24 protein-coding genes and 1 pseudogene are annotated in these 26,918 nt (G+C 73.2%); 10 read left to right on the plus strand and 15 right to left on the minus strand.

Features of this window, described 5'->3' with window-relative positions; translation table 11 throughout:
* Positions 1-67: 67 nt before the first annotated feature.
* From H4687_RS09495 to infC, 5 genes are all read right to left on the minus strand, one after another.
* Complete coding sequence (locus H4687_RS09495) at positions 68-1,204, minus strand: sensor histidine kinase (protein ID WP_046916216.1); 1,137 nt, start codon at positions 1,202-1,204, stop codon at positions 68-70.
* Positions 1,205-1,257: 53 nt separating this feature from the next.
* Positions 1,258-2,100, minus strand: coding sequence for a TrmH family RNA methyltransferase (locus tag H4687_RS09500; RefSeq protein ID WP_046916217.1), 843 nt, complete (start codon positions 2,098-2,100; stop codon positions 1,258-1,260).
* Positions 2,101-2,356: 256 nt separating this feature from the next.
* Positions 2,357-2,740, minus strand: coding sequence for a 50S ribosomal protein L20 (rplT, locus tag H4687_RS09505; RefSeq protein WP_005485307.1), 384 nt, complete (start codon positions 2,738-2,740; stop codon positions 2,357-2,359).
* A 112-nt stretch (positions 2,741-2,852) separates the two neighbouring features.
* Positions 2,853-3,047: a 50S ribosomal protein L35 gene (rpmI, locus tag H4687_RS09510; protein ID WP_003977225.1), complete on the minus strand. Its 195-nt coding sequence runs from the start codon at positions 3,045-3,047 to the stop codon at positions 2,853-2,855.
* 130 nt (positions 3,048-3,177) lie between these two features.
* Positions 3,178-3,885: a translation initiation factor IF-3 gene (gene infC, locus H4687_RS09515; RefSeq protein WP_005485305.1), complete on the minus strand. Its 708-nt coding sequence runs from the start codon at positions 3,883-3,885 to the stop codon at positions 3,178-3,180.
* A 370-nt stretch (positions 3,886-4,255) separates the two neighbouring features.
* Here infC and H4687_RS09520 point away from each other — a divergent pair, with 370 nt between their 5' ends.
* On the plus strand, positions 4,256-4,612 hold the full coding sequence (locus H4687_RS09520; RefSeq protein ID WP_046919552.1) for a DUF1844 domain-containing protein: 357 nt from the start codon (positions 4,256-4,258) through the stop codon (positions 4,610-4,612).
* A 15-nt stretch (positions 4,613-4,627) separates the two neighbouring features.
* Here the strand turns inward: H4687_RS09520 and H4687_RS09525 are convergent, their stop codons facing one another.
* Complete coding sequence (locus tag H4687_RS09525; RefSeq protein ID WP_046919551.1) at positions 4,628-5,359, minus strand: SseB family protein; 732 nt, start codon at positions 5,357-5,359, stop codon at positions 4,628-4,630.
* Between the two features lie 149 nt (positions 5,360-5,508).
* Between H4687_RS09525 and H4687_RS09530 the strand changes: the two genes are divergently transcribed.
* Positions 5,509-6,537 (plus strand): serine hydrolase, encoded by a 1,029-nt coding sequence (locus tag H4687_RS09530; RefSeq protein ID WP_167358639.1) that lies wholly within the window; start codon positions 5,509-5,511, stop codon positions 6,535-6,537.
* A 9-nt stretch (positions 6,538-6,546) separates the two neighbouring features.
* On the opposite strand, the gene mycP is transcribed toward H4687_RS09530, so the two are convergent.
* Together mycP and H4687_RS46310 are read right to left on the minus strand one after the other, a co-directional pair.
* On the minus strand, positions 6,547-7,752 hold the full coding sequence (gene mycP, locus H4687_RS09535) for a type VII secretion-associated serine protease mycosin (protein ID WP_046919549.1): 1,206 nt from the start codon (positions 7,750-7,752) through the stop codon (positions 6,547-6,549).
* Between the two features lie 50 nt (positions 7,753-7,802).
* Positions 7,803-9,827: a hypothetical protein gene (locus H4687_RS46310; protein WP_233443446.1), complete on the minus strand. Its 2,025-nt coding sequence runs from the start codon at positions 9,825-9,827 to the stop codon at positions 7,803-7,805.
* A gap of 662 nt (positions 9,828-10,489) precedes the next feature.
* Here H4687_RS46310 and H4687_RS09545 point away from each other — a divergent pair.
* Entirely contained in the window at positions 10,490-11,692 is a 1,203-nt protein-coding gene (locus H4687_RS09545) for an amino acid deaminase/aldolase (protein WP_046919504.1), read from the plus strand.
* A gap of 28 nt (positions 11,693-11,720) precedes the next feature.
* On the opposite strand, the gene H4687_RS09550 is transcribed toward H4687_RS09545, so the two are convergent.
* The 4 genes from H4687_RS09550 to H4687_RS09565 form a co-directional block, all read right to left on the minus strand.
* Entirely contained in the window at positions 11,721-12,644 is a 924-nt protein-coding gene (locus tag H4687_RS09550; RefSeq protein ID WP_046919503.1) for a DUF2510 domain-containing protein, read from the minus strand.
* A gap of 55 nt (positions 12,645-12,699) precedes the next feature.
* Positions 12,700-13,482: a 3-oxoacyl-ACP reductase gene (locus H4687_RS09555; RefSeq protein ID WP_005485293.1), complete on the minus strand. Its 783-nt coding sequence runs from the start codon at positions 13,480-13,482 to the stop codon at positions 12,700-12,702.
* Positions 13,479-14,882 carry an aldehyde dehydrogenase family protein gene (locus H4687_RS09560; RefSeq protein ID WP_046919502.1) on the minus strand — a complete coding sequence of 468 codons (1,404 nt, stop codon included), beginning with the start codon at positions 14,880-14,882 and terminating at the stop codon, positions 13,479-13,481. The genes H4687_RS09555 and H4687_RS09560 overlap by 4 nt, the downstream gene beginning before the upstream one ends.
* Positions 14,883-14,968: 86 nt before the next feature.
* Positions 14,969-16,327 (minus strand): glutamine synthetase family protein, encoded by a 1,359-nt coding sequence (locus H4687_RS09565; protein WP_046919501.1) that lies wholly within the window; start codon positions 16,325-16,327, stop codon positions 14,969-14,971.
* Between the two features lie 105 nt (positions 16,328-16,432).
* On the opposite strand from H4687_RS09565, the gene H4687_RS09570 reads away from it, so the two are divergent.
* The 3 genes from H4687_RS09570 to H4687_RS09580 all read left to right on the plus strand — a co-directional run bounded on the left by H4687_RS09570 (position 16,433) and on the right by H4687_RS09580 (position 19,520).
* Complete coding sequence (locus tag H4687_RS09570) at positions 16,433-17,179, plus strand: FadR/GntR family transcriptional regulator (RefSeq protein WP_046919500.1); 747 nt, start codon at positions 16,433-16,435, stop codon at positions 17,177-17,179.
* 127 nt (positions 17,180-17,306) lie between these two features.
* Positions 17,307-18,746 (plus strand): ethanolamine permease, encoded by a 1,440-nt coding sequence (gene eat, locus H4687_RS09575; protein ID WP_046919499.1) that lies wholly within the window; start codon positions 17,307-17,309, stop codon positions 18,744-18,746.
* A gap of 81 nt (positions 18,747-18,827) precedes the next feature.
* Entirely contained in the window at positions 18,828-19,520 is a 693-nt protein-coding gene (locus H4687_RS09580) for a gamma-glutamyl-gamma-aminobutyrate hydrolase family protein (RefSeq protein ID WP_050398518.1), read from the plus strand.
* Positions 19,521-19,652: 132 nt separating this feature from the next.
* Here the strand turns inward: H4687_RS09580 and H4687_RS09585 are convergent, their stop codons facing one another.
* The gene (locus tag H4687_RS09585; protein WP_050398517.1) at positions 19,653-20,576 is read right to left on the minus strand and encodes a LysR family transcriptional regulator; all 924 of its coding nucleotides are present in this window, start codon (positions 20,574-20,576) and stop codon (positions 19,653-19,655) included.
* A gap of 70 nt (positions 20,577-20,646) precedes the next feature.
* Here H4687_RS09585 and H4687_RS09590 point away from each other — a divergent pair, with 70 nt between their 5' ends.
* Positions 20,647-21,831: a TDT family transporter gene (locus H4687_RS09590; RefSeq protein WP_050398516.1), complete on the plus strand. Its 1,185-nt coding sequence runs from the start codon at positions 20,647-20,649 to the stop codon at positions 21,829-21,831.
* On the opposite strand, the gene H4687_RS09595 is transcribed toward H4687_RS09590, so the two are convergent.
* Together H4687_RS09595 and H4687_RS09600 are read right to left on the minus strand one after the other, a co-directional pair.
* Complete coding sequence (locus tag H4687_RS09595; protein ID WP_046920097.1) at positions 21,758-22,501, minus strand: helical backbone metal receptor; 744 nt, start codon at positions 22,499-22,501, stop codon at positions 21,758-21,760. The genes H4687_RS09590 and H4687_RS09595 overlap by 74 nt on opposite strands.
* A 7-nt stretch (positions 22,502-22,508) precedes the next feature.
* On the minus strand, positions 22,509-23,090 hold the full coding sequence (locus H4687_RS09600) for a helix-turn-helix domain-containing protein (RefSeq protein WP_046920096.1): 582 nt from the start codon (positions 23,088-23,090) through the stop codon (positions 22,509-22,511).
* Between the two features lie 717 nt (positions 23,091-23,807).
* Between H4687_RS09600 and H4687_RS09605 the strand changes: the two genes are divergently transcribed.
* The 3 genes and pseudogenes from H4687_RS09605 to H4687_RS09615 form a co-directional block, all read left to right on the plus strand.
* Positions 23,808-24,737, plus strand: coding sequence for a 5'-3' exonuclease (locus H4687_RS09605; protein WP_179860314.1), 930 nt, complete (start codon positions 23,808-23,810; stop codon positions 24,735-24,737).
* A 211-nt stretch (positions 24,738-24,948) separates the two neighbouring features.
* Complete coding sequence (locus H4687_RS09610) at positions 24,949-25,794, plus strand: siderophore-interacting protein (protein WP_050398515.1); 846 nt, start codon at positions 24,949-24,951, stop codon at positions 25,792-25,794.
* 305 nt (positions 25,795-26,099) lie between these two features.
* Positions 26,100-26,876: pseudogene (locus H4687_RS09615) on the plus strand (serine hydrolase); the annotation flags it as partial.
* Positions 26,877-26,918: the final 42 nt, after the last annotated feature.

The following is a 26,918-nucleotide window of genomic DNA, read 5'->3' on the forward strand; positions in this document are numbered from 1 at the left end:
CAGGACACAAAGGTGCCAAAGGCCGAGTCTAACGGGGTGGAGGTGAACGGATGCGCCCGCAGGCTGCTCAGGCCAGGTAGGCCGGAGCGCTCACGGGCAACGTAAATCGGAACTCGGCGCCGCCGAGGGGGGCGCGTCCGACGGTGATGGTGCCGCCGTGGGCTTCGACGATGCCCTTGACGATGTACAGCCCGAGGCCGGTGCCGCCGCGCTTGCTGCCCCGCCAGAAGCGGGTGAAGACGCGGTTCATGGACTCCTCCGGGATGCCACTGCCCTCGTCGCTCACCGTGACCGACGTACCGGTGTCCTCCCCCTCACGGGGGGACGCCGTGGGCGTGACGTCAATCGTGACCGTTCCCTCGCCGTGCCGCACCGCATTTTCCAGCAGGTTGCTCAGCACCTGGTCGATCTTGTCCGGGTCGGCCCACAGATCGGGCAGCGGCTGTCCGATCCGCAGCAGGAACCGGTCGGCGGGCTGCCCCGCGGCGACGTACGCCTGGATGTGCCGTCCGACGGCCGCGCCGATGTCGACGGGCTGCCTGCGCACTTCGAGGCGCCCGGAGTCGATCCGCGAGATGTCCAGCAGCTCGGCGATGAGCCGCGTGACCCGGTTGGCGTCGGCGTCCACGGTCTCCAGCATCAGTTTCTTCTGGTCGTCCGTGAACCGCTCCCACTTCGCGAGCAGCGTCGCCGTGAACCCCTTGACCGACGTCAGCGGCGACCGCAGCTCATGGGCCACGGTGGCGATCAGTTCGGCGTGGCTGCGCTCGGTGCGGCGCCGGGCCTCGGTGTCGCGCAGGGAGACCACGACACGGCGGACGGGTCCTGTGGGCTCCGTGCGGATGTAGCGGGCCGACACGAGGATCTCGCGTGCCCCGGGCAGCAGCAGGTTCCGCTCGGGCTGCCCGACGCGGATGGCGAGGCCCCCGTACGGGTCGGTCAGCTGCCACCAGCGGCGGCCTTCGAGATCTTCCAGGGGGAGGGCCCATTCCAGCGGGCGGCCGAGGGCGTCGGCGGCCGGGGTGGCGGTGATCCGGGCGGCGGCGGCGTTGAAACAGATCACGCGGCCGTTGGCGTCGGCCACGACCAGTCCGTCGGGGAGGTCGTCGGGGTCGATGCCGAGCTCGGCGAGATCATCGTGCCGGGCCGCCGATGGGGCGAGCACGTCCCGTGCTCCCCGTGTGCCGCTCGTGCCGACCCTCATCCCCGTACCCCACCTCTCGCGTTGTGCAGTGGGCCCCCGAGCCCGTCACCCTACTAGCTGGGCGTGACGGTGCGGCACCCTCCGAAGGCGCGCTGTGCACGGGCGGACGCGTAGAGACATACGGCGGCGGCGGTCGCCAGGTTCAGGCTTTCCGCCTTTCCGTGGATCGGCACCCGTACGACGGCGTCGGCCAGCTCCCGCGTCTCCTCGGGCAGTCCCCACGCCTCGTTCCCGAACACCCACGCCGTGGGGCCGCCCATCGTCCCCTTGTCCAGCTCGGCGTCGAGGTCGTCCTCGCCCGCGCCGTCGGCGGCGAGGATCCGCACCCCTGCCTGCCGGAGCCCCGCCACGGCCTCCTCCACGGGCACGCCGACGGCGACGGGCAGATGGAACAGCGACCCGACGGAGGCGCGCACGGCCTTGGGGTTGTAGAGGTCCACGGACGCGTCGGTGAGCACGACCGCCTCGGCCCCGGCGGCGTCGGCGCAGCGCAGTACGGTGCCGGCGTTGCCGGGGTCGCGGACGTGGGCGAGGACGGCGACGAGCTTGGGGCGGCCTTCCAGGATCTCCGCGAACGGGGTGTCGAGGAACCGGCAGACCCCGACGAGGCCCTGCGGGGTGACGGTGGTGGAGATGTCGGCGACGACCGCCTCGTCGGCGAGGTGCACGCGGGCGCCGGCCGCGTGGGCCTCGTCCACGATGTCGGCGTACCGCTCCGCGGCGTCGGGGGTGGCGAACAGTTCGACCAGGGTGTCCGCGTGTCGGGCGGCCTCGCGCACCGCCTGCGGGCCCTCCGCCAGGAACAGCCGGTCCTTCCCCCGGAAGTTCCGCTTCGCGAGCCGGCGGGCCGCGGCGACGCGGGCGGAGCGCGGGGAGATCAACTCGGGGGTCGGCATGGATCACCTTTGGGGATCGAGGAGTTCGGGGGGGGGCGGAGGCAGTGCGTTGTCGGGTGCGGGTGCGTGGGGGCTGGCCGCGCGGTTCCCCGCGCCCCTGAAAAGCAGGGGCGGGGCTTTTGGGGGCGCCGGGAAGTGCGCGAGAAGCCCCACCGGGCCCGCACCCGACAACGCACCCAAAAAACACCCGGACCCGCAGGCGGCAAGCACCTGCGGGTCCGGGGCACATCTCAGACGGCTCAGGCCGGCGCGAGCGTCACGCCGCCTTGGGCGCGTTCACGTCCGCCGGCAGCGCCTTCTGCGCGACCTCGACCAGCGCGGAGAACGCCGTGGCGTCGTTGACGGCCAGCTCGGCGAGGATCTTGCGGTCGACCTCGATGTTCGCGGCCTTCAGACCCTGGATGAGGCGGTTGTACGTCATGCCGTTCTGGCGGGCCGCAGCGTTGATGCGCTGGATCCACAGCTGACGGAAGTCGCCCTTGCGCTTCTTGCGGTCGTTGTAGTTGTAGACCAGCGAGTGGGTGACCTGCTCCTTGGCCTTGCGGTACAGGCGCGAACGCTGACCGCGGTAGCCGGAGGCCGCCTCGAGGATCGCCCGGCGCTTCTTGTGGGCGTTTACCGCCCGCTTGACGCGTGCCACTTTTTACTCCTTGTAGCGGGGCCGTGGTTGTCCTCACACGACCCGAAATCGATGGGGTCCCGGTCCTGACGTCGTACGGCGCGCTTCGATCAACCGATCAGGCGCCGCCGCGTCACTTGCCGAGAAGCTTCTTGATCTTCGCGGCGTCGCCCGGGGCCATCTCGGCGTTGCCGGTGAGGCGACGCGTCACGCGGGACGACTTGTGCTCGAGCAGGTGGCGCTTGCCGGCGCGCTCACGGAGCACCTTGCCGGAGCCGGTGATCTTGAAGCGCTTGCTGGCACCGCTGTGCGACTTGTTCTTCGGCATAGCGCCGTTCTCTCCTCGTCAGTGGCGCTCCGGTGCCCGGTCGCGAAACCGGGCACGACGGAACGTCATTTCTTTCGGTTGACACCCTGGACGGTGTCCAGGGCTTCCCCCGGACTCGCGTCCCGGGGACTTACGCCTCGGCAGGCGCCTCTGCAGGCGCCTCGGCCTCGACGTGCTCCAGCTCCACGTCGGTGTCCTCGGCGTCGCTGTGCTCGGCGGCGTTCTGCGACTTGCCGGGGTTGGCCTTCGCTTCCGCCTTCCGGGCTTCCTGCGCCTGGCGGGCCTCGGCCATCGCCTCGGTCTTCTTCTTGTGCGGACCGAGAACCATGATCATGTTTCGGCCGTCCTGCTTCGGGTTCGACTCGATGAACCCGAGATCCTCGACGTCCGAGGCGAGACGCTGCAGCAGTCGGTAGCCCAGCTCGGGCCGGGACTGCTCGCGACCACGGAACATGATCGTGATCTTGACCTTGTCGCCCTGCTTGAGGAACCGGACGACGTGACCCTTTTTGGTGTCGTAGTCGTGCGGGTCGATCTTCGGCCGGAGCTTCATTTCCTTGATGACCGTGTGCGCCTGGTTCTTGCGCGCCTCACGGGCCTTCATGGCCGACTCGTACTTGAACTTCCCGTAGTCCATGAGCTTGCAGACCGGCGGGCGCGCGCTCGCCGCCACCTCGACCAGGTCGAGGTCGTACTCCTGCGCAAGCTCCAGGGCCTTGGCAAGCGGAACAATCCCGACCTGCTCGCCGCTGGGACCGACAAGTCGCACTTCGGGAACGCGAATCCGGTCGTTGATGCGGGGCTCGGTGCTGATGGATCCTCCTCGGTAGCACCACACGCCGGTCTGGCGGACCGCCGTGTTATGTCTGGTTGACATAGAGACCAACCGTCAAGGGCCATGAAAAATGCCCCGGACGGGACACAGGCGGGGCTCCATATGCTGCCGGAGCACCGCCGCGGGTGTGCCGCGGGGCGCAGTATCGGACGACTCCACCGTCCGTACGGAACGGTGGGGGCCGTCTGACCGGTTGACCTGCCGTCCCGGAGGACAGTCAGGTGGGAGTTCGGAGCCTCCACTTGCGGGCCGGGCACACAGGTGTCCAGCCGGTCGTTGAGACCACCATACCGGGTTGAAACCTGGCGTGCCAATCGGGCTGCGCCGGACTCCCGCAGGTAGGGACGTGCGCGGCGGGGCCTATCGTGTGGGCATGAGTGAGACCCCTCCTGAGAACCCCGACTTCGACTCGATGACCCGCGACATCGCCGAGGTCCCCGCGGTCGAGGTGATCGTGACCGTCGCCGTCAACCTGATGAGCGCCGCCGCGGTGAAGCTCGGCCTGACGGAGGAGGGCGACAAGTACAAGGACCTGGACGAGGCCCGCAAGCTCGTCACCGCACTCGCCGGCCTCCTCGACGCGTCGGCGACCGAGATCAGCTCCTTCCACGCGGCACCGCTGCGCGACGGACTGAAGTCGCTGCAGCTGGCGTTCCGCGAGGCGTCGCTCGTACCGGACGAGCCGGGCCAGGGCCCGGGCGAGAAGTACACGGGCCCGGTCTACGGCTAGACCTCGCGGCGACCGCTACCCCCGTACGTACAAGGGCTCGCCCGGTGGCGTCGCCCCGGCCGGCAGCAGTGCCAGGTCGAGGCCGCGCACCAGGCGGGCCCTAAGTGTCTCGTCGGCGGCGAGGCGGCCCGCGACGGCCCGCGCGGCCTCGGCCGGGCCCGCGGACGGGTCGAGGACGAGGGCCAGGGTGCCGTCGGCCTGCCCGGGGCCGAGGTGGGCGCGGAGCACGGCCGGCTCGGCGGCGACGGCCGCGCGGACGGCGTCGCGGACGGCGGGGTCGGCGAGCGGGTCGGTGGTGGTACGTCCCTCGGCGAGCGCGAGCAGGGCCCGGCCGGTCAGCTCGTAGGTGACGGGACCGGCGAGGTCGAGGACGACCGTGTCCGCCTTCTCGTGCGCGGCGGCCTGCAGCGCCTGGCGCAGGGGTACGGCGACCGGGCGGGCGGCCGGGTCCCAGCGGGCCAGGGAGTCGGTGGAGGTGAAGGCGGGCAGGGCGGTGCGGCCGCCGGCCTTCAGGGTGGGGACGGCCATGTCGCTGGTCTTCTCGCGGCGCAGCCCCCTCTCGTCCACCTCGACCTCGCCGAGCACGGCCACGACGGGCACGAGCAGCCGGGCCCCCTCAAGGGCTTCGAGGACGGGGCCCACGGCCGTGCGGTCCTCGGCCCAGGCGGCGAGCGCGGCGCTCAGCCGGGGGTCGGCGGAACCGTCGTCGTCGGAGAAGCCGGGGTCGGGAATGTTCTTGTTCGCCACGGTCGTCGAGCCTATCGGGGGAGGTCTCCCGGGCGTCCGGCAGGCCGGAAACCTGACGGTCACCTCGCTCACGGTTTTCTCAGCCTTCCCTGACACGCATTTAACAAGCGCCTCACCGCACGCACAGCGGGGTCCACAACCATCGCGGCATGCCGTCATCCGGAGCCCGTCGCCGCGCCCGTCCGTCCGTGCGCCGCCCGCTCGTCCACCTCGCGCTCGTCGCCCTCGTCCTGGTGGGCGGCACGGCCGCCGGGTCGGTGTACATGAGGGCCCGGGCGCAGGACGGCGGGGGTTCCGCCGTATCGTCGTCGGCGTCATCGTCGGTACCGCCCCCGGCCTCCGCTTCCCCCGTGCCGGGCGCGGGCGCGGTCGTCGAGGAGGCTTCGGTGGAACCTGTGGCGGCGCCCGAGGCGGATCACGACGCGCTGCTCGCGGCGGCCCTGGCGGAGGTGACCGTCGAGGACGGGGCGGCGGTGTCGGTGTCGGTGCTGGACGTGACCTCCGGGGAATCGGCCGGGTACGGGGACGCGCGCTTCGACACCGCGAGCATCGTCAAGCTGGACATCCTGGCGGCCCTGCTGCTGCGGGCCGAGGACGCGGGCCGGTCGCTCACCGCGCAGGAGCGGACGTACGCCTCCGCGATGATCCGGGACAGCGACAACGCGTCCGCGACGGCTCTGTGGAAGGTCATCGGGCAGGCGGGCGGCCTCGACGCCGCGAACGAGCGGTTCGGGCTGACGGACACCGAGGGCGGCGACGGTCTGTACTGGGGCCTCACCCAGACCACGGCGGCCGATCAACTCACCCTGCTCCGGCAGGTGTTCGGGGACGACGGCACGTCCGAGCTGAGCGCGGCCGCACGGTCGTACGTCCAGGAGCTGATGGGCCGGATCGCCCCGGGGCAGGACTGGGGCGTCTCGGCGGCCGCGTCGGGCGGGGTCTCGGGACCAGGATTCGCCCTGAAGAACGGGTGGTTGCCGCGTACCGCGACCGGGCTGTGGGACATCAACAGCGTCGGCCGGGTGACGGTGGAGGGGCGGGCGTACCTGGTCGCGGTGGTGTCGCACGGCAACACGACCAAGGCGAAGGGGGTCGCGCTGGTGGAGGCGGCGGCGCGGGCGGCCGTCTCGGTGTTCGGGGGGACGACGGGTGCGGCGGGGGCGGCCGGCACCTCGTAGGCGCCGCCTTCAGACGATGTAGTCGTCGGGCCGGCCGCGACCGCGTCCGCGCCAGACCATCACGGCCATGACCAGCAGGAACGCGCCTGCTCCACCTGCGGCGGGCGCGGCCCAGCCGACGGTCGGGTCCTCCTCCTCGACCGGGTCCGGACCGGAGCCGAAGTACTTGCCGCCGTACGACGCGGTCTTGAGGTCGTCGGAGGTGAGTGCGGCGCCCTTCTCGATGGCGGCCGCCGGGTCGACGAAGCCGAAGCCGCGGGAGTCGTCGCGGCCGCCGGCGGGGGCTTCGCGGGCGGTCTCCTCCAGGAGGCGTTTGACCTGGGCGGGGGTCAGGCTCGGGTGGGCCGCCTTGATGAGGGCGGCGGCGCCGGAGACGAAGGCCGCGGCGGCGCTGGTGCCCCAGCCCTCGTAGTACTTGCGGTCCGGGTCGGCGATGACGACGTCGACGCCGGGGGCGCTGACGGTGGCGTACCAGCGGCGGGTGGAGAACGGGGCGCGGTCGCCGTCCTCGTCGACGGCGGTCACCGCGATCACCCCCGGGTAGGCCGCCGGGTAGGAGATGTGGTCGCCCTTCGCCCCGCCGTTGCCGGCCGAGGCGACCACGATCGAGCCCTTCGCCAGGGCGTACTGGACGGCGGCGTCCTCGGAGGGTTCCGGATGGGCGGACTCGGAGTCGTCGCCGAGGGAGAGGTTGATGACGTCGACGTCCTGGTCGGCGGCCCAGCGGATGCCTTCGGCGAGGGCGTTGCCGCGGGTGCTGCGGGCCTTGGAGCGGGCCGCGTCCTTGTCCTCCAGGATGACGCGGACGGGGAGGATCCGTGCCTCGGGGGCGATACCGAGGACGCCGTCGGCGTTGTTCGGACCGTGTCCGTGCCCGGCGATGATCCCGGCCATGGCGGTGCCGTGCCGGGCCCAGGCGCGGTCGCCGCGCGAGGCCCCGAAGCCGACCATGTCCCGCGTCGGCAGGATGTTGCCGACGAGGTCCGGGTGCTCGTCGTCGACGCCGGTGTCGAGCACCGCGACGGTGATGCCGGCCCCCTTCGTCGTACGCCATGCCTCCTGTGTGTGCATCGCCTCCAGCGCCCACTGCTGGTCCCGGATGCCGTCGGCGTGCGCGGCGGTGGACGGCAGGAGGGCCAGGGAGGCGGCGAGGGGGAGGCTGAGCAGACGGAGTCGCGGACGCCGGGCACGGCGGCCGGCCCGGGTGGGCGTCACGGCCCGCGCGGTTACTCCTGCCGATACGGCGGTCCCGGGTTTCCCGGCGGTCATGAGGGCTGCTCCGTGGCGGACGCGGCGGTCCTGCGCAGGCCGCGTTCGATGCGGTCGGCGAGGCCCTTCGCCTCGTGGCCGAGACCGGACTGGGCGGGTGCGCTGGTGGCGCCGGGCTTCATCGCGTCCTCGGCCGGCTGTGGTTCGGTGACGGTGCGGCCGTCGGCGAAGCCCGAGACGGCGTAGACGACGACGGGCACGTCGGTGAGGACGGAGATCGTCCAGGAGGCCCGCTGGTCGTCGCCGAAGCCGGCCGCGACGGTGTCCTCGGCGGCGTACGGCCTCGGCATCAGGTCGGTGCGGCGGTCCAGCTCGTCCTTCGCGAAGCGGTTCCTGAGCGCGGTCATGGCGGCGGCGTCGGCCTTGGTGAACATCAGGCCGACGGTGATGACGTTGCTCCGGGTCGCGTCGGTGTAGGTGGCGCGCAGCAGCCGCAGACAGCCGACGGGGGCGAGGACCTTGCGCAGCAGCGGGTCGAAGGCGTCCGCGCAGCCGCTGTCGCGCGCGACGGCGATCCGTGTCCAGGTGCGGTCGGTGCCGCCGGGTCCGGCGCCCTCGCCGCGCACGGTGGGCGGGAACAGTTCGTCGACGGGTACGCCGTGCCACAGCTGTCCGGCCACCGCGAAGGTGTCGCGCGAGCCGTCCGCCCCGGGGTCCCCGGTGAGCCAACTCCCGGCCGCCGCGCCGCCGATGAGCCCGATGCCGAGCACCACGCACGCGGCCACGGCCGCCGCCCTCGCCCTGGTGGGGCGCGGCCTGCGGCGTGTGGCGTACGGCTCCGGCGCGGTCCACGGCGAGGTGTCCGGCTGCGCCAACGTCACGAAGGGCCGCCCGGCAGCGGCGCCGAGGACTCCGTCGAGGGCTTCGGCGGACCGCCGGGACGAAGCCGACGGAGGCTGCCAGCCGCCGGGGCGCTCGGGGGTGAGGGGCCTCGGGTGGGGCGTGCCCTCGGGGGCCCGCTCCTGGGGCGTGGGCCGACGCGGGGGCGGCGCGGTGGGCGGGACGGCGCCACCGGACGCCGGTACGCCGTCGGCGGGTGCCTGCGCCGGGGGCTGTGCGGCCGGGTGGGAGGGCGCGCTTGCGGAGGAGCGTGGTGGGGCTTGACCGGCGGGGGGGCCGGAGGGCCGGGGCGACCGGCCGCCGAGGGGTGGGGCCGGGTCGGCCGCCCGGGTTCCCGAGGGCCGTGCGGGACCGGAGAACCGTGCGGGACCAGGGGACGGTGCCGGACCCGAGGTCGGTGCCGGGCCCGAGGTCGGTGCCGGGCCCGAGGTCGGTGCCGGGCCCGAGGAGCGTGGTACGTCCGTCCGCCGTGCGGTGTCACGTGCCGCCGGCGGGGTGTCGGGGAAGCGGGCCGAGGCCGGGGGCGGGGTGTCGTCCGGGCGACCGGCGGCCGGGGGGCCGTCCGGGAAGCGGGCCGACGCCGTGGGCGTGCCGTCCGGGAAACGGGTCGGAGCCGCCGGTGGAGCCTTCAGGAAGCGGGTCCAGGCCGCCGGCGGGGCGTCGGGGAAGCGGGCGGAGGCGGCCGGGGGCGGCGGCGCGGTGGCCGGGGTGCCGCCGTTCTGGCTCGCGGTGCGCCGGAAGTCGGAGAAACGCGGGTGCTCGCCGCGACGCGGGGCGCCGCTGTCCACGGCGGCCTCGCCCGCCGGGCTCCGGCCGGCCGGCCGGGCGGCGCCGCGCGCGGGAGTCCGGCCCGCCTCGCCCGGCCCGCGTACGGCATCGCCCCCGGACGCCGTGGCGCCGGAGCCGCGCAGGGAGCCCTGCCCGGCCGGCGGCCGGGAGCCTCGCGGAAGGCCGCCCTGGCGGGCCGCCGGGTCGGAGCCGTGCGCACGGGAGGGTGCGGTGCCGCTCTGGCCGCCGGAACTCCGGTTGCTCTCCGGGGTGTTCGGCGCGTCCGTCGCACGGGGGTGCCGTACGTCCCGGGGTGCGCCCGGCGTCGACGAGGGCGCCGAGGACGGGCGGGGCGGAGCGCTGGGCCGTGCGGGCGCGCCCGCCACGGGGGGCCGCTGCGGACGCCGTGGCACGGTCGGACCGTTCCCGGCCGAGGGTGCGCGATCCGGGCGGGGCGGGGGGACCGAGGAGCCTCCCACCGGGCCGGAGCCGCGTGGAGAGGAAGCCGTGGGGTGCGCACCGGAGGCGGAGGCGCGCGTACCCGAATCGGGCGCACCCGGTGCCGGGGGCCGCGTACCCGCGGTGGGCGGGCGAGTGGCCCGGGCGGACGCGCCGCCCGAGGCCGGCGGACACGTGTCCGGCGCCTCGCTGTCGGACCCGGGTTCCCTCGACGCAGGCCGGGCCGCGGTGCCCGGCGGCGTGGTCGACGGTTCGTGGTCCGGTGGTATGGACGGGCGGGGCGGGACCGGTGGGCGCGGGGGAATGGAGGCGCGCCGCGCTTCCGTGCTCATGCACCCCCCGTTTCCTCGTCCCGTGCGGCCCGGAGGCCGTCCGGGCGTCCGACCACCCGTGGGGAGCGGCCGTCAAACGTACCGGGACTCGCCCGCCCGCGGTCGCCGTCACCACGGGCAAGCCATACCCGCGGCAGCGGATCCGCATCCCCGTCGAGGTCGTCCCTGCGTGCGCGTCACTCTACGGGTTGGCCGCCGTCGAACGGGAACCAGTACGCCGGCCCGTGGCTTCTGCCCGGAACGTCCCCCTACCCTGCGGTAATCATGTCTGGCAGGCTTCGTGCATGACTGCGCGCGCCGCCGATCGGGCCCGGTACGACCGGGCCACAGCTCATCTCGACGCCCCTCTGGCGATCGTCGACCTCGACGCCTTCGACGCGAACGCAGACGACCTCGCGCGCAGGGCCGGCGGCAAGCCGATCCGCGTCGCGAGCAAGTCCGTTCGCTGCCGGGCTCTTCTGGAGAGGGTCCTGGCCCGTGAGGGCTTCGAGGGCATCATGTCGTTCACCCTCGCCGAGTCCCTGTGGCTGGCCCGCTCCGGGTTCGAGGACGTGCTGCTCGCCTACCCCTCGGCCGACCACGAGGCCTTCGCCGAACTGGCGGGCGACCCCAAGCTCGCGGCCGCCGTGACCGTGATGGTCGACGACCCCGCCCAGCTCCAGCTGATCGACGACTCCCGACGGGGCGGCACCGAAGTCGTGCGTGTCTGCCTGGAGTTGGACACCTCGCTGAAGCTGCTCGGCGGCCGGGTGCGGGTCGGGGCGCTGCGCTCCCCGCTGCACTCCCCCGCGCAGGTCGCCGACATGGCCCGCGCGATCACCGAGCGCCCGGGGTTCAAGCTGGTCGGGATCATGGCGTACGAGGGTCATATCGCCGGTGTGGGCGACGCGGTGGCCGGACGGCCGCTGCGTTCGCGTGCCATCCGGCTGATGCAGGCCACCGCGAAGAAGGAGCTGGCCGCGCGGCGGGCCGAAGTGGTGCGCGCCGTACGGCGGGTGGCGCCGGACCTGGAGTTCGTGAACGGCGGCGGCACGGGCAGTGTGCAGCACACGGCGGCGGAGGACTCGGTCACCGAGATCGGTGCCGGTTCCGGGCTCTACGTGCCGCGCCTCTTCGACAACTACACGTCGTTCAGCGGGCGTCCGGCCGCGCTGTTCGCCATGCCGGTGGTACGGCGTCCCGGTGTCGGGGTCGTCACGGTCCTGGGCGGCGGTTACCCGGCCTCCGGCGCGCCCGGCCCCGACCGGCTGCCGGTGCCGTATCTGCCCGAGGGGCTGAGGTACGACCCGCAGGAGGGCCCCGGCGAGGTGCAGACCCCGCTGCTGGGGGCGCCCGCCGACGACCTGCTGCTCGGCGACAAGGTGTGGTTCCGGCACGCCAAGGCCGGTGAGCTGTGCGAGCGGTTCGACGTGCTGCACCTGGTCGAGGGCGACGAGGTGACGGCGGCCGTGCCGACCTATCGCGGCGAGGGCCACACGTTCCTGTAGCCGGGGGCGGCGGGGGCGGCGCGCGGTCTCACGAGGGGCCGAGACTGCTGCCCACTCCCCCGCCCGTGTCCGCCTCCGTGTCGCCCACCGCGCGGACGCCCTCGACGATCTCGTCGATGTCGTCGAGCGGCGGGCCGTCGTCGCCCGCGTCGAGGGCGAACCGGACCAGGACGGGTGCCTCGGAGCCGCTGCTGGAGGGGAAGACGAGGGACTGGACGTAGCCGCCGGCCCCGGCCCCCGTCGTCACCCGCCAGCGCACGTAGTAGCCGGCGCGGCCCGCGACGGCGACCGAGCCGGATCCGACGACCTCGTGGCCGGTGATGCCGTCGTACGGCTGCTTGTCCAGGACGTCACGGTCGAAGGCGTCGTTCGCGGCGTCCTCGATGTCGTTCTCGGCGAGGATCTTCGGGGAGGTCTCGTCGCTGCCGGTGACGGTGCGCGAGACGACGACGCCTCCGCGGCACACACTGCCCTCTCCGGGGCAGTCGAAGGTGCCGTCCGTGACGAGGACGGCGTCCTCCTCACCGGATCCGTCGCCGTCCTCCCAGCCTTCGGGGATCGGGAACGTGATTCCGTTGAGGTCGTCCACGGCGCGCTTCGCGTCCCCGGAGGGGGACGGGCCGACGGAGTCGGCCGGGGCAGGGCTGTCCTTCCCGTCGGCCTCGGAGGTCGGGGACGCCGTGGTGGTCCTCGTCTCCCGGCCGCCGTCGCCGTCCTCGCCGAGCAGCAGGACACCGCCCGTGACCGCCCCGGCGACCAGGACGGCACCGACGGCGGCCAGCGCGACGACCTTGGCGCGGCCGGGGCCGCGCGCGGGCGGCCCCGGCCGGAGCACCGGCGGCACGGGCTGCTCCGGCTGGCGCCGGTGGTCGGTCCACGCGGTCCCGTCCCACCAGCGTTCGGTGAGCGGGTAGGACGGGTCGCGGTACCAGCCGGGCGGCGAACTGCTCATCCCGGCACTTTAATCACACCGACCGTGCCGGTGTTCCGGTCACCGGGCGGACTGTCTAGACCGGGGTGACGTACGCGCCCGCGATACCGCCGTCGACCAGGAAGTCGGTGGCGTTGACGAAGGAGGAGTCGTCACTGGCGAGGAACGCGACGGCGGCCGCGATCTCGTCGGCCTCGGCGAAGCGGCCGACCGGGATGTGCACGAGCCGGCGCGCGGCCCGCTCCGGGTCCTTCGCGAACAGCTCCTGCAGCAGCGGGGTGTTGACCGGCCCCGGGCAGAGCGCGTTGACGCGGATGCCCTCCCGCGCGAACTGCACGCCCAGCTCCCGGGACATGGCCAGCACACCGCCCTTGGAGGCCGTGTACGAGATCTGGGAGGTCGCCGCGCCCATGCGGGCCACGAAGGACGCGGTGTTGATGATCGAGCCCTTGCCCTGGCTGCGCATGTAGGGGATCGCGGCCTTGCAGCACAGGTACACGGAGGTGAGGTTGACCTCCTGGACCCGCTTCCAGGCCTCCAGGCCGGTCTCCAGGATGGAGTCGTCGTCGGGCGGCGAGATGCCCGCGTTGTTGAAGGCGATGTCGACGCTGCCGTAGGTGTCGAACGCGGTCTTGAACAGCGCGTCGACCTGCTCGGCGTCGGTGACGTCGACCTTGACGAAGAGCCCGCCGACCTCCTCGGCGGCCGCCTTGCCGCGTGCCTCGTCCAGGTCGCCGCAGACGACGTGCGCGCCCTCGGCGGCCAGCCGGCGCGCGGTGGCGAGGCCGATGCCGCTGCCGGCGCCGGTGATGACGGCGGTGCGGCCGACCAGGCGGCGGCAGATGTTTTCCGATGTCACTGTGCGGAGCCTTCCGTGCTGATGAAGACGTTCTTGGTTTCGGTGAAGGCGGTCAGGGCGTCCGGGCCGAGTTCACGGCCGATGCCGGACTGTTTGAACCCGCCGAAGGGGGTCCAGTAGCGGACGCTGGAGTGGGAGTTGACGGACAGGTTGCCGGCGCGGACGGCCTGGGAGACGCGCAGCGCGCGCCCGACGTCCCGGGTCCAGATGGAGCCGGACAGGCCGTAGGGGGTGTCGTTGGCGAGGCGGATGGCGTCGGCCTCGTCCTCGAAGGGCAGGACGACGGCGACGGGGCCGAAGACCTCCTCGGCGGCCACCCGGGCGTCGGGCGCGACATCGGTGAGGACGGTCGGCGGGAACCAGAAGCCGGGGCCCTCGGGCGCCTTGCCGCGGATGCCGGGCGCGTCCGGGTCGACGTACGCGCGGACGCGGTCCAGCTGGATCCGGGAGATGAGCGGGCCCATCTGGGTGGCCTCGTCGGCCGGGTCGCCGACGCGGACGGACTCGATGCCGGGGGCGAGGAGGTCGAGGAAGCGGTCGTAGGCGGAGCGCTGGACGAGGATGCGGGTGCGGGCGCAGCAGTCCTGGCCGGAGTTGTCCAGGAACGACATGGGGGCGGCCGCGGCGGCGGCCTCCAGGTCGGAGTCGGCGAAGACGATGTTGGGGCTCTTGCCGCCGAGTTCGAGGGTGACGCGCTTGAGCAGTGCCGAGCCCTTCGCCAGCACCTGCTTGCCCACGGCAGTCGACCCGGTGAAGACGATCTTCGCGACGCCGGGGTGCTCGACCAGGGCGTCGCCGGTGACGCGGCCGTGGCCGGGCAGCACCTGGAACAGACCCTCGGGGAGCCCTGCCTCGCGGGCCAGCTCGGCGAGGCGCAGCGCGGTGAGGGGCGTGGTCTCGGCGGGCTTGAGGAGGACGGCGTTGCCTGCCGCGAGCGCGGGGGCGACCCCCCACGCCGCGATGGGCATGGGGAAGTTCCACGGAGCGATCACCGCGACGACGCCGAGCGGTTCGAGGAGGGTGACGTTGAGCCCCCCGGCCACCGGGATCTGGTGGCCGGTGAGCCGCTCGACGCCGCCGGCCGCGTAGTCGAGCAGGTCCCGGACGTTGCCGGCCTCCCAGCGGGCGTTGCCGATGGTGTGTCCGGCCTCGCGGACCTCCAGCAGCGCCAGCTCCTCCAGGTGCTCGTCCACGGTCACCGCGAAGCGGCGCAGCAGCCGGGCGCGGTCGCCCGGAGCGGTGGTGGCCCACAGCCGCTGGGCCTTCGTCGCCAGGGCCACGGCGGCGTCGACGTCCGCCGCCGTGGCGGCCGCGACGGTGGCGACGACCTCCTCGGTGGCGGGGTTCAGCACCTGGAGCTGCTGCTCGTACTGCTCGGACTGCTCGGACTGCTCGGACAAGACAGGGCCTCTCACAGCGGGTGCGTCACGGACGTGCTCGGTGGACGCACGGACGTGCTCGGTGACTCACGGACCTACGCGGTGACTCACAGACGTTCGAAGGAGCGGCGCAGCTCCCAGTCGGTCACGGCGGCGTCGAAGGCGGCCAGCTCGACGCGGGCCATGTTGCTGTAGTGCGCGACGACCTCCTCGCCGAAGGCGGCCTTGGCGATGAGGCTGTTCTCCCACAGCTCGGCGGCCTCGCGGAGGGTGGTGGGCACCTGGTCGTATCCGGCGGCGTACGCGTTCCCGGTGCACACCTCCGGCAGTTCGAGCTTCTGCTCGATGCCGTACAGCCCCGCCGCGATCAGCCCGGAGACGGCGAGGTGCGGGTTGACGTCACCGCCGGGGAGCCTGTTCTCGAAACGCATCGAGCGGCCGTGGCCGACGACCCGCAGCGCGCAGGTCCGGTTGTCGTACCCCCAGGCCACGGCGGTCGGCGCGAAGGAGCCCGGCTGGAACCGCTTGTAGGAGTTGATGTTGGGCGCGTAGAGCAGCGAGAAGTCGCGGAGCGCGGCGAGCTGGCCGGCCAGGAAGTGGCGCATGACCGGCGACATGTCGTGGCCGTCGGCCATGGCGTTGGTGCCGTCGGCGTTCGCCAGGGACAGGTGGATGTGGCAGGAGTTGCCCTCGCGCTCGTTGAACTTCGCCATGAAGGTGAGCGAGACGCCCTCCTGCGCGGCGATCTCCTTGGCGCCGGTCTTGTAGACCGCGTGCTGGTCGCAGGTGACCAGGGCCTCGTCGTACTTGAACACGATCTCGTGCTGGCCGGGGTTGCACTCGCCCTTGGCGGACTCGACGGTCAGCCCGGCGGCCTCCATCTCGTTGCGGATGCGCCGCAGCAGGGGCTCGATACGGCCGGTGCCGAGGACCGAGTAGTCGATGTTGTACTGGTTCGCCGGGGTCAGCCCCTTGTAACCGGCGTCCCAGGCCTGCTCGTAGGTGTCCTTGAAGACGATGAACTCCAGCTCGGTGCCGACGTTGGCCGTGTAGCCCAGTTCGGCGAGGCGCTCCAGCTGGCGGCGCAGGATCTGGCGGGGCGCGGCGACGACCGGTGAGCCGTCGTTCCAGGCGAGGTCGGCGATCAGCATCGCGGTGCCCTCGTTCCACGGCACCCGGCGCAGGGTGCTCAGGTCCGGGTGCATGGCGAAGTCGCCGTAGCCGCGGTCCCAGGAGGACATCGCGTAGCCGTCGACGGTGTTCATCTCGGTGTCGACGGCGAGCAGGTAGTTGCAGCCCTCGGTGCCATGGGCGAGTACCTCGTCGAGGAAGAAGCGCGCGGCGAACCGCTTGCCCTGGAGGCGCCCTTGCATGTCGGGGAAGGCCAGGACGACAGTGTCGATCTCACCGGCCGCGACGAGGGCGTGCAGCTCCTCGACGGTGAGCGGGGGTGTGCGGTCTGCCACGGGAAAGCCTCCTAGGGGCTTCTTCGGCCACCCCGGAGGCATTCAGCCATCCGGGAGCCATAAGGTATTACCCGTAACCATTAGTTGGGAAGGGGCAACGTCCACATGTCGCAGACAGGGGCGGAACCGGGCACTCCCTGGGCCGACGACCGGCTGGCGTCCGTACTGCGGCCGGTGCGGGCAGGCAACGGCTTCGAGGAGGCGCTGGAGCAGATCCTCCAGGTCGTCCGGCTCGGCCTGGTGCCGGGCGGCGAACGGCTGCCGGCGGAGCGCGAGTTGGCCGAGCGGCTCGGGATCAGCCGGGTGACGCTGCGCGAGGTGCTCAAGGTGCTGCAGGACCAGGGCCTGATCGAGGCGCGGCGCGGGCGGTACGGGGGCACGTTCGTGCTGCCGCGGGTCGCCACACCGGGTGAGGACGAGCTGCGCCGCCGCCTCAAGGGCATCGACGTCGAGGACACGCTGCGCTTCCGCGAGGTGCTGGAGGTCGGCGCGGCGGGGCTGTGCGCGGCACACGGTCTGACCAGCGAGGAGGTCGAGCGGCTGCGGGCGGCCCTGACCCGCACGCACAACGCGCCGCTCACGGAGTACCGCCGTCTGGACACCCTGCTGCATCTCACGATCGCCGAGCTGTCCGGCTCCCCCTCGCTCGCCGGCCAGTACGCGGCCGTCCGCGCCGGGGTCAACGACCTGCTGGACTGCATCCCGCTGCTGGTGCGGAACCTGGAGCACTCCCAGCAGCAGCACACGGCCCTGGTGGAGGCGGTGCTGGACGAGGACGCCGAGGCGGCGCGGGAGATCATGCGGGAGCACTGCTCCGGCACGGCGGCCCTGCTGCGCGGCTTCCTCGGATGAGCGCGTCCCGCCGCTCGACCCCCTCTGATGAGCACGTATTTACGCTCGCTTAACGCAGGGGTATTGCTTTTCGGCCACCCACCCCACAAAGGTATGGATCCATTCCTTTGAGTGGGGAGAGTGCGCCATGGCCCTGAAAGCCACCGACACCGCCGACGCGGCGGACGACTACCTGGAGCGCCGAACGCTCCGCCGGGGCAGCGCCGGCTGGGTACTGCTGACCGGCCTCGGCGTCGCCTATGTCGTCTCCGGCGACTTCTCCGGCTGGAACCTCGGCCTGGCGGAGGGCGGCTTCGGCGGTCTGGCGATCGCCACGGTGCTGATGGGCACCATGTACGCCTGCATGGTCTTCGCCCTCGCCGAGCTCTCGGCGATCCTGCCCACGGCGGGCGGCGGCTACGGCTTCGCACGCCGGGCGCTCGGCCCGTGGGGCGGCTTCCTGACCGGCACGGCGATCCTGATCGAGTACGTGCTCGCCCCGGCCGCCATCGTGATCTTCATCGGCGAATACGTGAAGTCGCTGGGCCTGTTCGGCCTGACGTCGAGCTGGCCGGTCTACCTGGTCTGCTTCGCGCTCTTCATCGGCATCCACCTGTGGGGCGTCGGCGAGGCACTGATCGCCAGCTTCGTCGTCACCGGCTTCGCGGTCTTCGCCCTCATCGTGTTCGCCGTGGGCGCGCTGCCCGACTTCAGCGTCTCCGCACTCGACGACATCCCGGTCGACTCCTCCGCGTTCGGCGCGAGTTCGTGGCTGCCCATGGGGCTGCTCGGCATCTGGGCGGCGTTCCCGTTCGGCATGTGGTTCTTCCTGGGCGTCGAGGGCGTGCCCCTGGCCGCCGAGGAGACCAGGGACCCGGCCCGTGCGCTGCCGAAGGCGATCCGCTGGTCGATGGGCGTCCTCGTGGTGCTGGCGGTGATCACCTTCTTCGCCGCGGCCGGCGCGCGCGGCTCGAACGCCATCCAGGCGGCCGGCAATCCGCTGGTCGAGGCACTGCAGCCGGACGGCAAGGCCACCGCGCTCAGCCGTTTCGTGAACTACGCCGGTCTGGCCGGCCTCGTCGCCTCGTTCTTCTCCCTGATCTACGCGGGCTCCCGGCAGCTGTTCGCCCTCTCCCGGGCCGGCTACCTCCCCCGGGTCCTGTCCCTCACCAGCAAGCGCAAGGCCCCGTACCTGGGCCTGCTGGTGCCGGGCACGATCGGCTTCGCGCTGGCCACCGCCACCGGGGACGGCGGCCGGATGCTGAACATCGCCGTCTTCGGCGCCACGATCAGCTACGCGCTGATGTCGCTGTCGCACATCGTCCTGCGCCGCCGGGAGCCCGAGCTGGAGCGTCCGTACCGCACGCCGGGCGGTGTACTGACGTCCTCGGTCGCCCTCGTCCTCGCGTGCTCGGCGCTGGTGGCGACCTTCCTGGTGGACGTGACGGCCGCGATCATCGCGCTCGTCGTGTACGCGGTCGCGGCGGCGTACTTCGGTCTCTACAGCCGCAAGCACCTGGTGGCGAAGGCCCCGGAGGAGGAATTCGCCGCGCTGGCCGCCGCCGAGGCAGAGTTGGCGCGGGACTGACCGCGCCGTGGCACCGGCGCGGTGCCACGGTTTCCAGGGGTTCCACAGGTTCGACGAGCAATGAGCAGGGAGCGAGCACACGTGACCAGGCCGCTGATCGGTGTGAGTACGTATCTGGAGTCCGGCGCGCGCTGGGGCGTCTGGGAGCTGGAGGCGGCCCTGTTGCCGGTCGGCTATCCCCGGCTCGTACAGGCGGCGGGCGGTGTCGCGGCGATGCTGCCGCCGGACGATCCGGCGTACGCCGCCGGGGCGGTCGCCCGGCTCGACGGCCTGGTCATCGCGGGCGGACCCGACGTGGACCCCGCCCTCTACAGCGCCGAGCGCTCCCCGCGCTGCGGCCCGCCCGCGCCGCGGCGCGACGCGTGGGAGCTGGCCCTGATCCGGGCGGCTCTGGACACCGGCACGCCCCTGCTCGGCATCTGCCGCGGCATGCAGCTGCTGAACGTCGCCCTCGGCGGCACCCTCGTCCAGCACCTCGACGACCACGTCGTCGAGGTCGGTGTCTTCGGCCGCCACCCCGTCAAGCCCGTACCCGGCACGCGGTACGCGGACATCAACGCCGAGGAGACCGACGTCCCGACCTACCACCACCAGGCGGTCGACCGCCTCGGCACCGGCCTCGTCCCCTCGGCCCACGCCTCCGACGGCACGATCGAGGCCATCGAACTCCCCCACCCCGCCTGGGCCCTCGGCGTCCAGTGGCACCCCGAAATGGGCGAGGACACCCGAGTGATGCAAGCCCTGACGGAGGCATCGGCCTGCCGGGTCGCCTGAGTTGCCGGGGTCCCTCCAGGGCCGCGGGGAACGGCGCGAGGAGCCTCACCGGACCCGCGGATGGGGGTCGAAGGTGCGCAGCCCCTGGGGGAGGGGACGGGTAGGGGCGGCGGGGGCGAGGGAGTGCCGGACTCAGCCGGCCGCGGGCCCCCGCGTCAGGCCCAGCAGGTCCCGGGCCGGCCCCGCGGGCCGATGGCCGGTGGGCCAGACCGCCCGGAGGGCCCGTCGCAGACGCACACCGTCGACGGGGATGGGAACCAGGCGGCGGGCGGACAGCTCCTCGCCGAGGGCCAGCTCGCTCAGGACGGCCGGCCCGGCACCGCTCAGCGCGGAGGACTTGACCGCCGTGGTGGAGGACAGCTCGATGAGGGGCCGGGCCAGGCGCCCGAGCGCGCCCTCCAGGACCTGCCGCGTCCCTGACCCCTTCTCCCGGAGGATCAGCGGCGTGGCGGCCAGTTCGGCCGCCTCCACGGGCTTGCGGCGACGGGCCCAGGGATGGCCGGGCGCGGTCACGACGATCAGATGGTCGTGCGCGATCACGACCGCGTCCAGCCCGGCCGGCACCGTGGGCCCCTCGACGAATCCCAGGTCGGCCTCGTCGGCGAGCAGCCGCTCCGCGACGACCGTCGAGTTGCCCGCGAGGAGCGAGACGGCCGTGTCCGGACGCGCGGCGCGCAGCGCGATGAGCCAGCCGGGCAGCAGATACTCGGCGATGGTCATGCTCGCCGCCACCCGGAGCCGGGAGTCGCGCCGGTCCCGCAGCGCCTGCGCGCCCACGTCGAACGCCTCGGCCGCCTCCACGATCCGCCGGGCCCAGTCCGTGACCAGCGCCCCCGCGTCGGTGAGCCGGGACCCGCGCGGCGACCGGTCGACCAGGGCGACACCCAGTTGCCGTTCCATGGAACGGATCCGGCTGCTCGCGGCCGGCTGGGTGATCCCCAGCTCCCGGGCCGCCCGCCCGAGCGAGCCCAGCCGGGCCACGGCCAGCAGCAGTTCGAGCGCCCCGAGATCCGGCACCCGATGGGCCAGCCCGCCCCGCCCCTCGCTCTCACTCATAACCCCAGCTTATGTCCCCATACAACCGGCCTCCCTGGTGGGCCCCACGCGGCGGCGCGACGCTCGACACATGACCACCGCAGTCCGCCCACCCCGAGCAGCCCGCCCCACTCCCCCCTGCACGCCACGCCCCGCCACCCACCCGCGTCTCCCCGCCCTGCGCCACCTCGGCCCCCAGTGGTACGCCCCGGTCATGGGCACCGCGATCGTGGCCGCGGCCGGTGCCGGGCTCCCGCTGGACCTCCCGGGCCGGCGGACGGTCTGCGCGGCCTTCTGGGCGCTCGCGCTCCTCGCCCTGGTCACCGTGGTCGGCGCCCGCGCCCTGCACTGGACCCACCACCGCGACCAGGCCCGCGCCCACCTGCTCGACCCGGCCGTGGCCCCCTTCCACGGCTGTCTGTCCATGGCCCTGCTGGCCGTCGGCGGCGGCGCCCTCCTCGTCGGCCGGGACTGGATCGGGCTCCGGGCGGCCGTCGCGCTGGACGTCGTGCTCTTCGGCGCCGGGACGGTCACGGGCCTGGTGGCCGCCGTCGTGGTGCCGTACCTGATGATCGTCCGGCACCGGATCGAGCCGGACGGCGTCACCCCCGTCCTGCTCCTCCCCCTCGTCGCACCCATGGTGTCCGCCGCGCTGGGCCCGCTGCTGGTCCCGTACCTGCCGCCCGGGCAGGCCCGGCAGACGCTGCTGCTCGGCTGTCTCGCCCTGTTCGGCGTGAGCCTGTCGGCCACGCTGCTCGTCCTGCCGCTGGTGTTCGGCCGGCTGGTCACCTCCGGGCCGCTGCCGCTCGCCCTCACGCCGAGCCTGTTCCTGGTCCTCGGGCCGCTCGGGCAGTCGACCACCGCCGTCGCCAACCTCGCCGACGCGGCCCCCGGCGCCGTACCGGCCCCGTACCCGCACGTCCTCACCGCGTTCGCCGTCCTGTACGGCGTGCCCGTCATGGGCTTCGCACTGCTCTGGCTCGCGCTCGCCGCGGCCCTGGTCGTGCGGGCCCGCCGACGGGGCATGGGGTTCTCGATGGCGTGGTGGGCCTTCACCTTCCCGGTGGGCACGTGCGCGACCGGCGCGGAGGGGCTGGCCCGGCACACCGGGCTCGTCACCCTCGACGCCCTCGCCGTGGCGCTGTTCGCGCTGCTGCTGGCGGCCTGGGCGACGGCCGCCGCGCACACCGCGCGCGGTCTGGTCAGCGGCGCGCTGCTCGCAGCGCCTCGCCCAGCACCCGCGGAGCCGTGGCCAACGACGGCCCGTACCAGGTGAGATGGCGCCCGCTCACCAAGGCGCACGGCAGCCCGGGGAACGCCTCGGGCCCGTCGTCCGCGGTGAAGCGGTACGGCTCGTCGGGCAGGACCACGACGTCCGGCGCGGCGGCCCGCAGCTCCTCGACGGGGACCCGGGGGTAACGCTCCGCGTGCCCGGCGAACAGATGGTCCACGCCGAGCCGCGCGAGCACGTCACCGGCGAAGGTGTCCCGGCCGAGGACCATCCAGGGCCGGCGCCAGACGGGCACCACGGCGGTCGTACGACGGCCGGGGCCGGCCACGGCCTGTGGCGGGTCCGACCACGCCGACTCCGCCTCCTCCAGCCAGCCCGGCCGGGACCGGGCTCCGCAGGCGCGCAGGACCCGGTCCAGTTCGGTGAAGGCGCCCGGCACGTCCCGCACCTCGGTGACGAGGACCTCGACACCCGCCTCGCGCAGAGAGGCGAGATCGGGCTCGCGGTTCTCCTCCTCGTTGGCGATCACGAGGTCGGGGCCGAGGCGGGCGATGACGTCGGTCTTGGGGTTCTTGGTGCCGCCGACGCGTACGACATCGAGATCACCCGGGTGGGCGCACCAGTCGGTGGCGCCGACCAGCACGCCGGGCAGTGTGACGGCGACGGCCTCCGTCAGTGACGGCACCAGGGAGACGACACGGGACACGGAGCGCACGGCGGCGTCACGCGCCCCGGCGGTGACGGTCTTCCAGGGCCTCGATGTGGTCCGCGACGGCCACCACGATCACCCGGGTCTCCGGCTCGGTGGCCCGCCAGCGATGCCGTACGCCACCGGACATGTACAGCGTGTCGCCGCGGCCGAGGCGGTGGGCGCGGCCCTCGGCCTCGACCTCGACCGCGCCGTCGACGACGTACATCAGCTCGTCGTTGCGGTGCTGGACCTCGCGGCCCTCGTCGTGGTCGCCCGTGAACTCCATGGCGTGCAACTGGTGGTGACCGCGCACCAGGGAGCGCGAGCAGGAATCGGGGGGCGTGAAACCGTCCTCGTCGGCCGCCCGTACGACATCGACGCTGCACGCCGGGTCGGCCGCGGCGAGCAGTTCGACGGCGGTGGTGCCGAGGGCGTCGGCGATGCGTTCCAGGGAGGGCTTGCTGGGCCGGGCGCGCTCGTTCTCGACCTGGCTCAGGAAGGGGACCGACAGGCCGCTGCGCTCGGCCACGGCGGCGAGGGTGAGCTGCTGTGCCCGGCGCCGCCGCCGGACGGCCGCGCCCACCCGAAGGGGCTGTTCTTTGTGGTCGCCCATCGCTCCGGCTCCCTCCTCGGCTCGTCGGTCGACTCACGGACGCCCACGGGTGGGCGTGCGAGCGGTTACTGGTCCGGTACGGATGGCCACCCGTCCGGCACTCGTCGGGAGCACTTCTCCTGAGGAGTTCTCTGCACCCTACGCATGTTCGGCAAACCGTTTCACGCGCCCGTCACATCCTCGTGAACCCGCCGAGGGTCCATGCTCACACTTCGCGCCAGCGCCGTCACCGTCCCGCCCCTGTTTTCACTGCCTTCTCGCACGCCCCGGAAAGGGGGTCCCGGCCGCGGCGACCGCACACGGTGGCAGCGGCGCCACGCCCCGTCACCGGATCGCGGACATGCGTCCGGCGCCCGCCGAAGTCGCCCCGCGCAGCCACGACAGGGCCCGCCCGGCCACCCGCTCGTCACCCGGGTCGTGAAGTCGCCGGTCGCGGAACGGAGTTGGCGATCCGCGCGCGACTCGTCCCACCTGGCCGGAAGGAACGCCGAACCGGGTGGTCGGACCCCCTGGAGGGTTGTCCGGATCTTTCCCGTACGCCAGTACGGCACCCCCGCCGTCCGTTCGGGCCGGCCCCGCGAGACGGAGGGTCCCTGCCCACGACCGAACCGTCCGCCCGGGGCTCGGCCTTGGAGTCGACCGGCGCGCTCACACCCTTCAGACCCCGGCGGCGTGGGCGATCGCGTCGGGAGCCGTCTGTCGGTGGTGTGCGGCATGATGCGGGGCGTGACCCGACGCCTGATGCTTCTCGACACCGCCTCGTTGTACTTCCGCGCCTACTTCGGCGTGCCGGAGTCCGTGAAGGCCCCGGACGGCACCCCGGTGAACGCCGTGCGCGGACTGCTCGAATTCGTCGACCGGCTGGTCAAGGACCACCGGCCGACGGACCTGGTGGCGTGCATGGACGCGGACTGGCGGCCGCAGTGGCGGGTCGACCTGATCCCCTCCTACAAGGCCCACCGCGTCGCCGAGGTGCGCGAGGCCGGGCCGGACGAGGAGGAGGTGCCGGACACCCTGTCGCCCCAGGTGCCGGTGATCGAGGCGGTCCTGGACGCCCTCGGCATCGCGCGCGTGGGTGTCGCCGGGTACGAGGCGGACGACGTGATCGGCACGTTCACCGCCCTCGCGAAGGACCCGGTCGACATCGTCACCGGCGACCGCGACCTGTACCAGCTGGTCGACGACGCGCGCGGGGTGCGCGTGCTGTACCCGTTGAAGGGCGTGGGCACGCTGCAGCTGACCGACGAGGCGTGGCTGCGCGAGAAGTATGGGGTGGTCGGGCGCGGGTACGCGGATCTGGCTCTGCTGCGCGGCGACCCGAGCGACGGGCTGCCGGGCGTGCCGGGCATCGGCGAGAAGACGGCGGCCAAGCTGCTCGACCAGTTCGGCGACCTGGCCGGGATCATGGCCGCGGTCGACGACCCGACGGCGAAGCTCACGCCTTCGCAGCGCAAGAGGCTCGACGAGGCGCGCCCCTACGTCGCGGTCGCACCCAAGGTGGTGCTCGTGGCGGCGGACGTACCCTTGCCGGACGTCGACACGGCCCTGCCGCGCGAACCGCGGGACCCGGCGGCGCTGGAGGCGCTCGCGGCACGCTGGGGACTCGGCGGATCGCTGCAACGGCTGCTCACGACACTGCAGGCGTGAGGCGCAGGTCCCATGGGCGGGGCGTGCGCCGGTGGGTGAGGTGTACGCCGGAAGGCGGGGCGCACGCCGGAGGGCGGGGTGACACCCGGTGGTGAGGACGCTGAGGCGCGATTCACATCGTGAAGTCCTCGCATACGCCTCGGGCGTGGGGTGTCAACGAGGGGGAGATGATAACTTAGGTATGCCTTAGCCAGGTACTTGGGAGGCCGTCATGGCAGAGCGTCCGGTACGCAGGACCCCGAAGCCCCACTCCGCGCGAGTCGTGCGCACCGAGCGGCTCACCCCGCACATGCAGCGCGTCGTACTCGGTGGCGACGGCCTCGCCGAGTTCTCCCCGCGCGGCAGCACCGATCACTACGTGAAGCTTCTGTTCGGCCCCGACGGTGTCACCTACCCGGAGCCGTTCGACATCGAGCGGATCCGCGCGGAGTTCCCCCGGGAGCAGTGGCCCGTGACCCGGACGTACACCGTGCGTGCCTGGGACCGCGAACTGGGCGAGCTGACCCTCGACTTCGTGCTCCACGGCGACGAGGGCATCGCCGGCCCCTGGGCCACCCGTGTCCGGCCGGGCGAGCTGATCCGTTTCCTCGGCCCCGGTGGCGCCTACGCGCCCGACCCGGAGGCCGACTGGCATCTCCTCGTCGGCGACGAGAGCGCCTTGCCGGCGATCGGCGCGTCCCTGGAGGCCCTTCCCGACGGCGCCCGCGCCCACGCGATCGTCGAGGTCGCCGGTCCCGAGGAGGAGCAGAAGATCAACTCCGATGTGGAGGTCGTCTGGCTGCACCGCGGCGACCGCCCCGTCGGCGCCGCCCTGGTCGAGGCCGTACGCGCGCTGCGGTTCCCCGAGGGCCGGATGCACGCCTTCGTCCATGGCGAGGCGGGCTTCGTGAAGGAGCTGCGCCGCCTGCTCCGCGTCGAACTCGCCGTCCCCCGCGAGGACTTGTCGATCTCCGGCTACTGGCGCCTCGGCCACGACGAGGACGGCTGGCAGGCGTCGAAGAAGGAGTGGAACGCGCGCGTGGAGGCGGAGCAGGAGGGCACGCCGACGACGGCGTGACCCCACGGGCCCGGCGACCCGCCTGACGCGCGCCCTGACCCGAGGGCGCGGACTCGGCTGCGCGCACCCGCGGCAGCGGTGTCGGTGGCCGACGTGACCGCAGCTGCGGCCTACGTGACCGCACCTTCGGCGGATGTGACCGCGGCCTCGACCTACATGACCGCACCTTCGGCAGATGTGGCCGCACAAGACATCGGCGGCTCGGTCCACGTGCCTCACCACCAGGCGCCCACAACCGCGCCCATGCGACCCGCGCGGGACCTCCCCGCTCGGCCGACGCGACGCCGTACGAGTGCGCGGAAGCCCTGCCCCGTACGGTCCCCGCCACCCGCGCCCGCCCCGCAGACCCGCCCCGGCCCCCCGGCCCCACCTCCACAGGACAAAGCCCGCATCACCCGTTGAATGAACACACCTCGCACGTCCGCGCGGACCGGACCGCCGACGGGAGCCACGCCACCTGGGAGGCGCGGTACGTACGGGACCCCGACGCCCAGTCCCCGGCGGGCGGCGCGAGTTCCACCGTCCGCGACCTCTCCCGCTGGATGCGCCTCCAACTCGCGAACGGCGAACTGGACGGCGACCGGATCATCGCCGCCGACCCCCTCGAACGCACCCACGTCCCCGAGATCGTCTCCCACCAGCCCCCCGCGCCGGCGGGCCGCGCCGGCTTCTACGGCCTCGGCTGGAACGTCTCCCACGACGACCTCGGCCGACGTCTGAGCCACACCGGCGCGTTCGCCCTCGGCGCGCACACGAACGTCACGATGCTGCCCGGCGAACAGCTCGGCATCGCCGTGCTGACCGACGGCGAACCCGTCGGCCCCGCGGACGCCGTCGCCCTCGACTTCTTCGCCACGGCCCAGCACGGCAAGCCGACCGAGGACCGGCTGGAGCTGGCCGCCGGGATCCACGAGCAGGAGACGGGCGCGCCGCGCTCCCCCATCGACTACGCCCAGCCCCCGGACGATGCCTCCGCCCCCCGCTCCGACTCCACCTACACCGGCACGTACGCCAACCCGTACCACGGCCCCCTCACGGTCACCGAGACCGGCGGTGACCTGACCATGCGCCTCGGCCCGAAGCCCATGACGTTCCGCCTGACCCACTACGACGGCGACACGTAC

Origin of the sequence: Streptomyces stelliscabiei (assembly GCF_014873495.1) — a bacterium.
GTDB lineage: Bacteria > Actinomycetota > Actinomycetes > Streptomycetales > Streptomycetaceae > Streptomyces > Streptomyces bottropensis.

What these genes read in the sequence shown, in the direction of transcription:
- H4687_RS09545 (WP_046919504.1), top strand. Translation starts at nt 10,490, where the DNA reads ATGACTGCGCGCGCCGCCGATCGGGCCCGGTACGACCGGGCCACAGCT.
- H4687_RS09500 (WP_046916217.1), bottom strand. Translation starts at nt 2,100, where the DNA reads ATGCCGACCCCCGAGTTGATCTCCCCGCGCTCCGCCCGCGTCGCCGCG.
- H4687_RS09520 (WP_046919552.1), top strand. Translation starts at nt 4,256, where the DNA reads ATGAGTGAGACCCCTCCTGAGAACCCCGACTTCGACTCGATGACCCGC.
- eat (WP_046919499.1), top strand. Translation starts at nt 17,307, where the DNA reads ATGGCCCTGAAAGCCACCGACACCGCCGACGCGGCGGACGACTACCTG.
- H4687_RS09600 (WP_046920096.1), bottom strand. Translation starts at nt 23,090, where the DNA reads ATGGGCGACCACAAAGAACAGCCCCTTCGGGTGGGCGCGGCCGTCCGG.
- H4687_RS09605 (WP_179860314.1), top strand. Translation starts at nt 23,808, where the DNA reads ATGCGGGGCGTGACCCGACGCCTGATGCTTCTCGACACCGCCTCGTTG.
- H4687_RS09550 (WP_046919503.1), bottom strand. Translation starts at nt 12,644, where the DNA reads ATGAGCAGTTCGCCGCCCGGCTGGTACCGCGACCCGTCCTACCCGCTC.
- H4687_RS09495 (WP_046916216.1), bottom strand. Translation starts at nt 1,204, where the DNA reads ATGAGGGTCGGCACGAGCGGCACACGGGGAGCACGGGACGTGCTCGCC.
- rpmI (WP_003977225.1), bottom strand. Translation starts at nt 3,047, where the DNA reads ATGCCGAAGAACAAGTCGCACAGCGGTGCCAGCAAGCGCTTCAAGATC.
- H4687_RS09610 (WP_050398515.1), top strand. Translation starts at nt 24,949, where the DNA reads ATGGCAGAGCGTCCGGTACGCAGGACCCCGAAGCCCCACTCCGCGCGA.
- H4687_RS09530 (WP_167358639.1), top strand. Translation starts at nt 5,509, where the DNA reads ATGCCGTCATCCGGAGCCCGTCGCCGCGCCCGTCCGTCCGTGCGCCGC.
- H4687_RS09585 (WP_050398517.1), bottom strand. Translation starts at nt 20,576, where the DNA reads ATGAGTGAGAGCGAGGGGCGGGGCGGGCTGGCCCATCGGGTGCCGGAT.
- H4687_RS09570 (WP_046919500.1), top strand. Translation starts at nt 16,433, where the DNA reads ATGTCGCAGACAGGGGCGGAACCGGGCACTCCCTGGGCCGACGACCGG.
- H4687_RS09590 (WP_050398516.1), top strand. Translation starts at nt 20,647, where the DNA reads ATGACCACCGCAGTCCGCCCACCCCGAGCAGCCCGCCCCACTCCCCCC.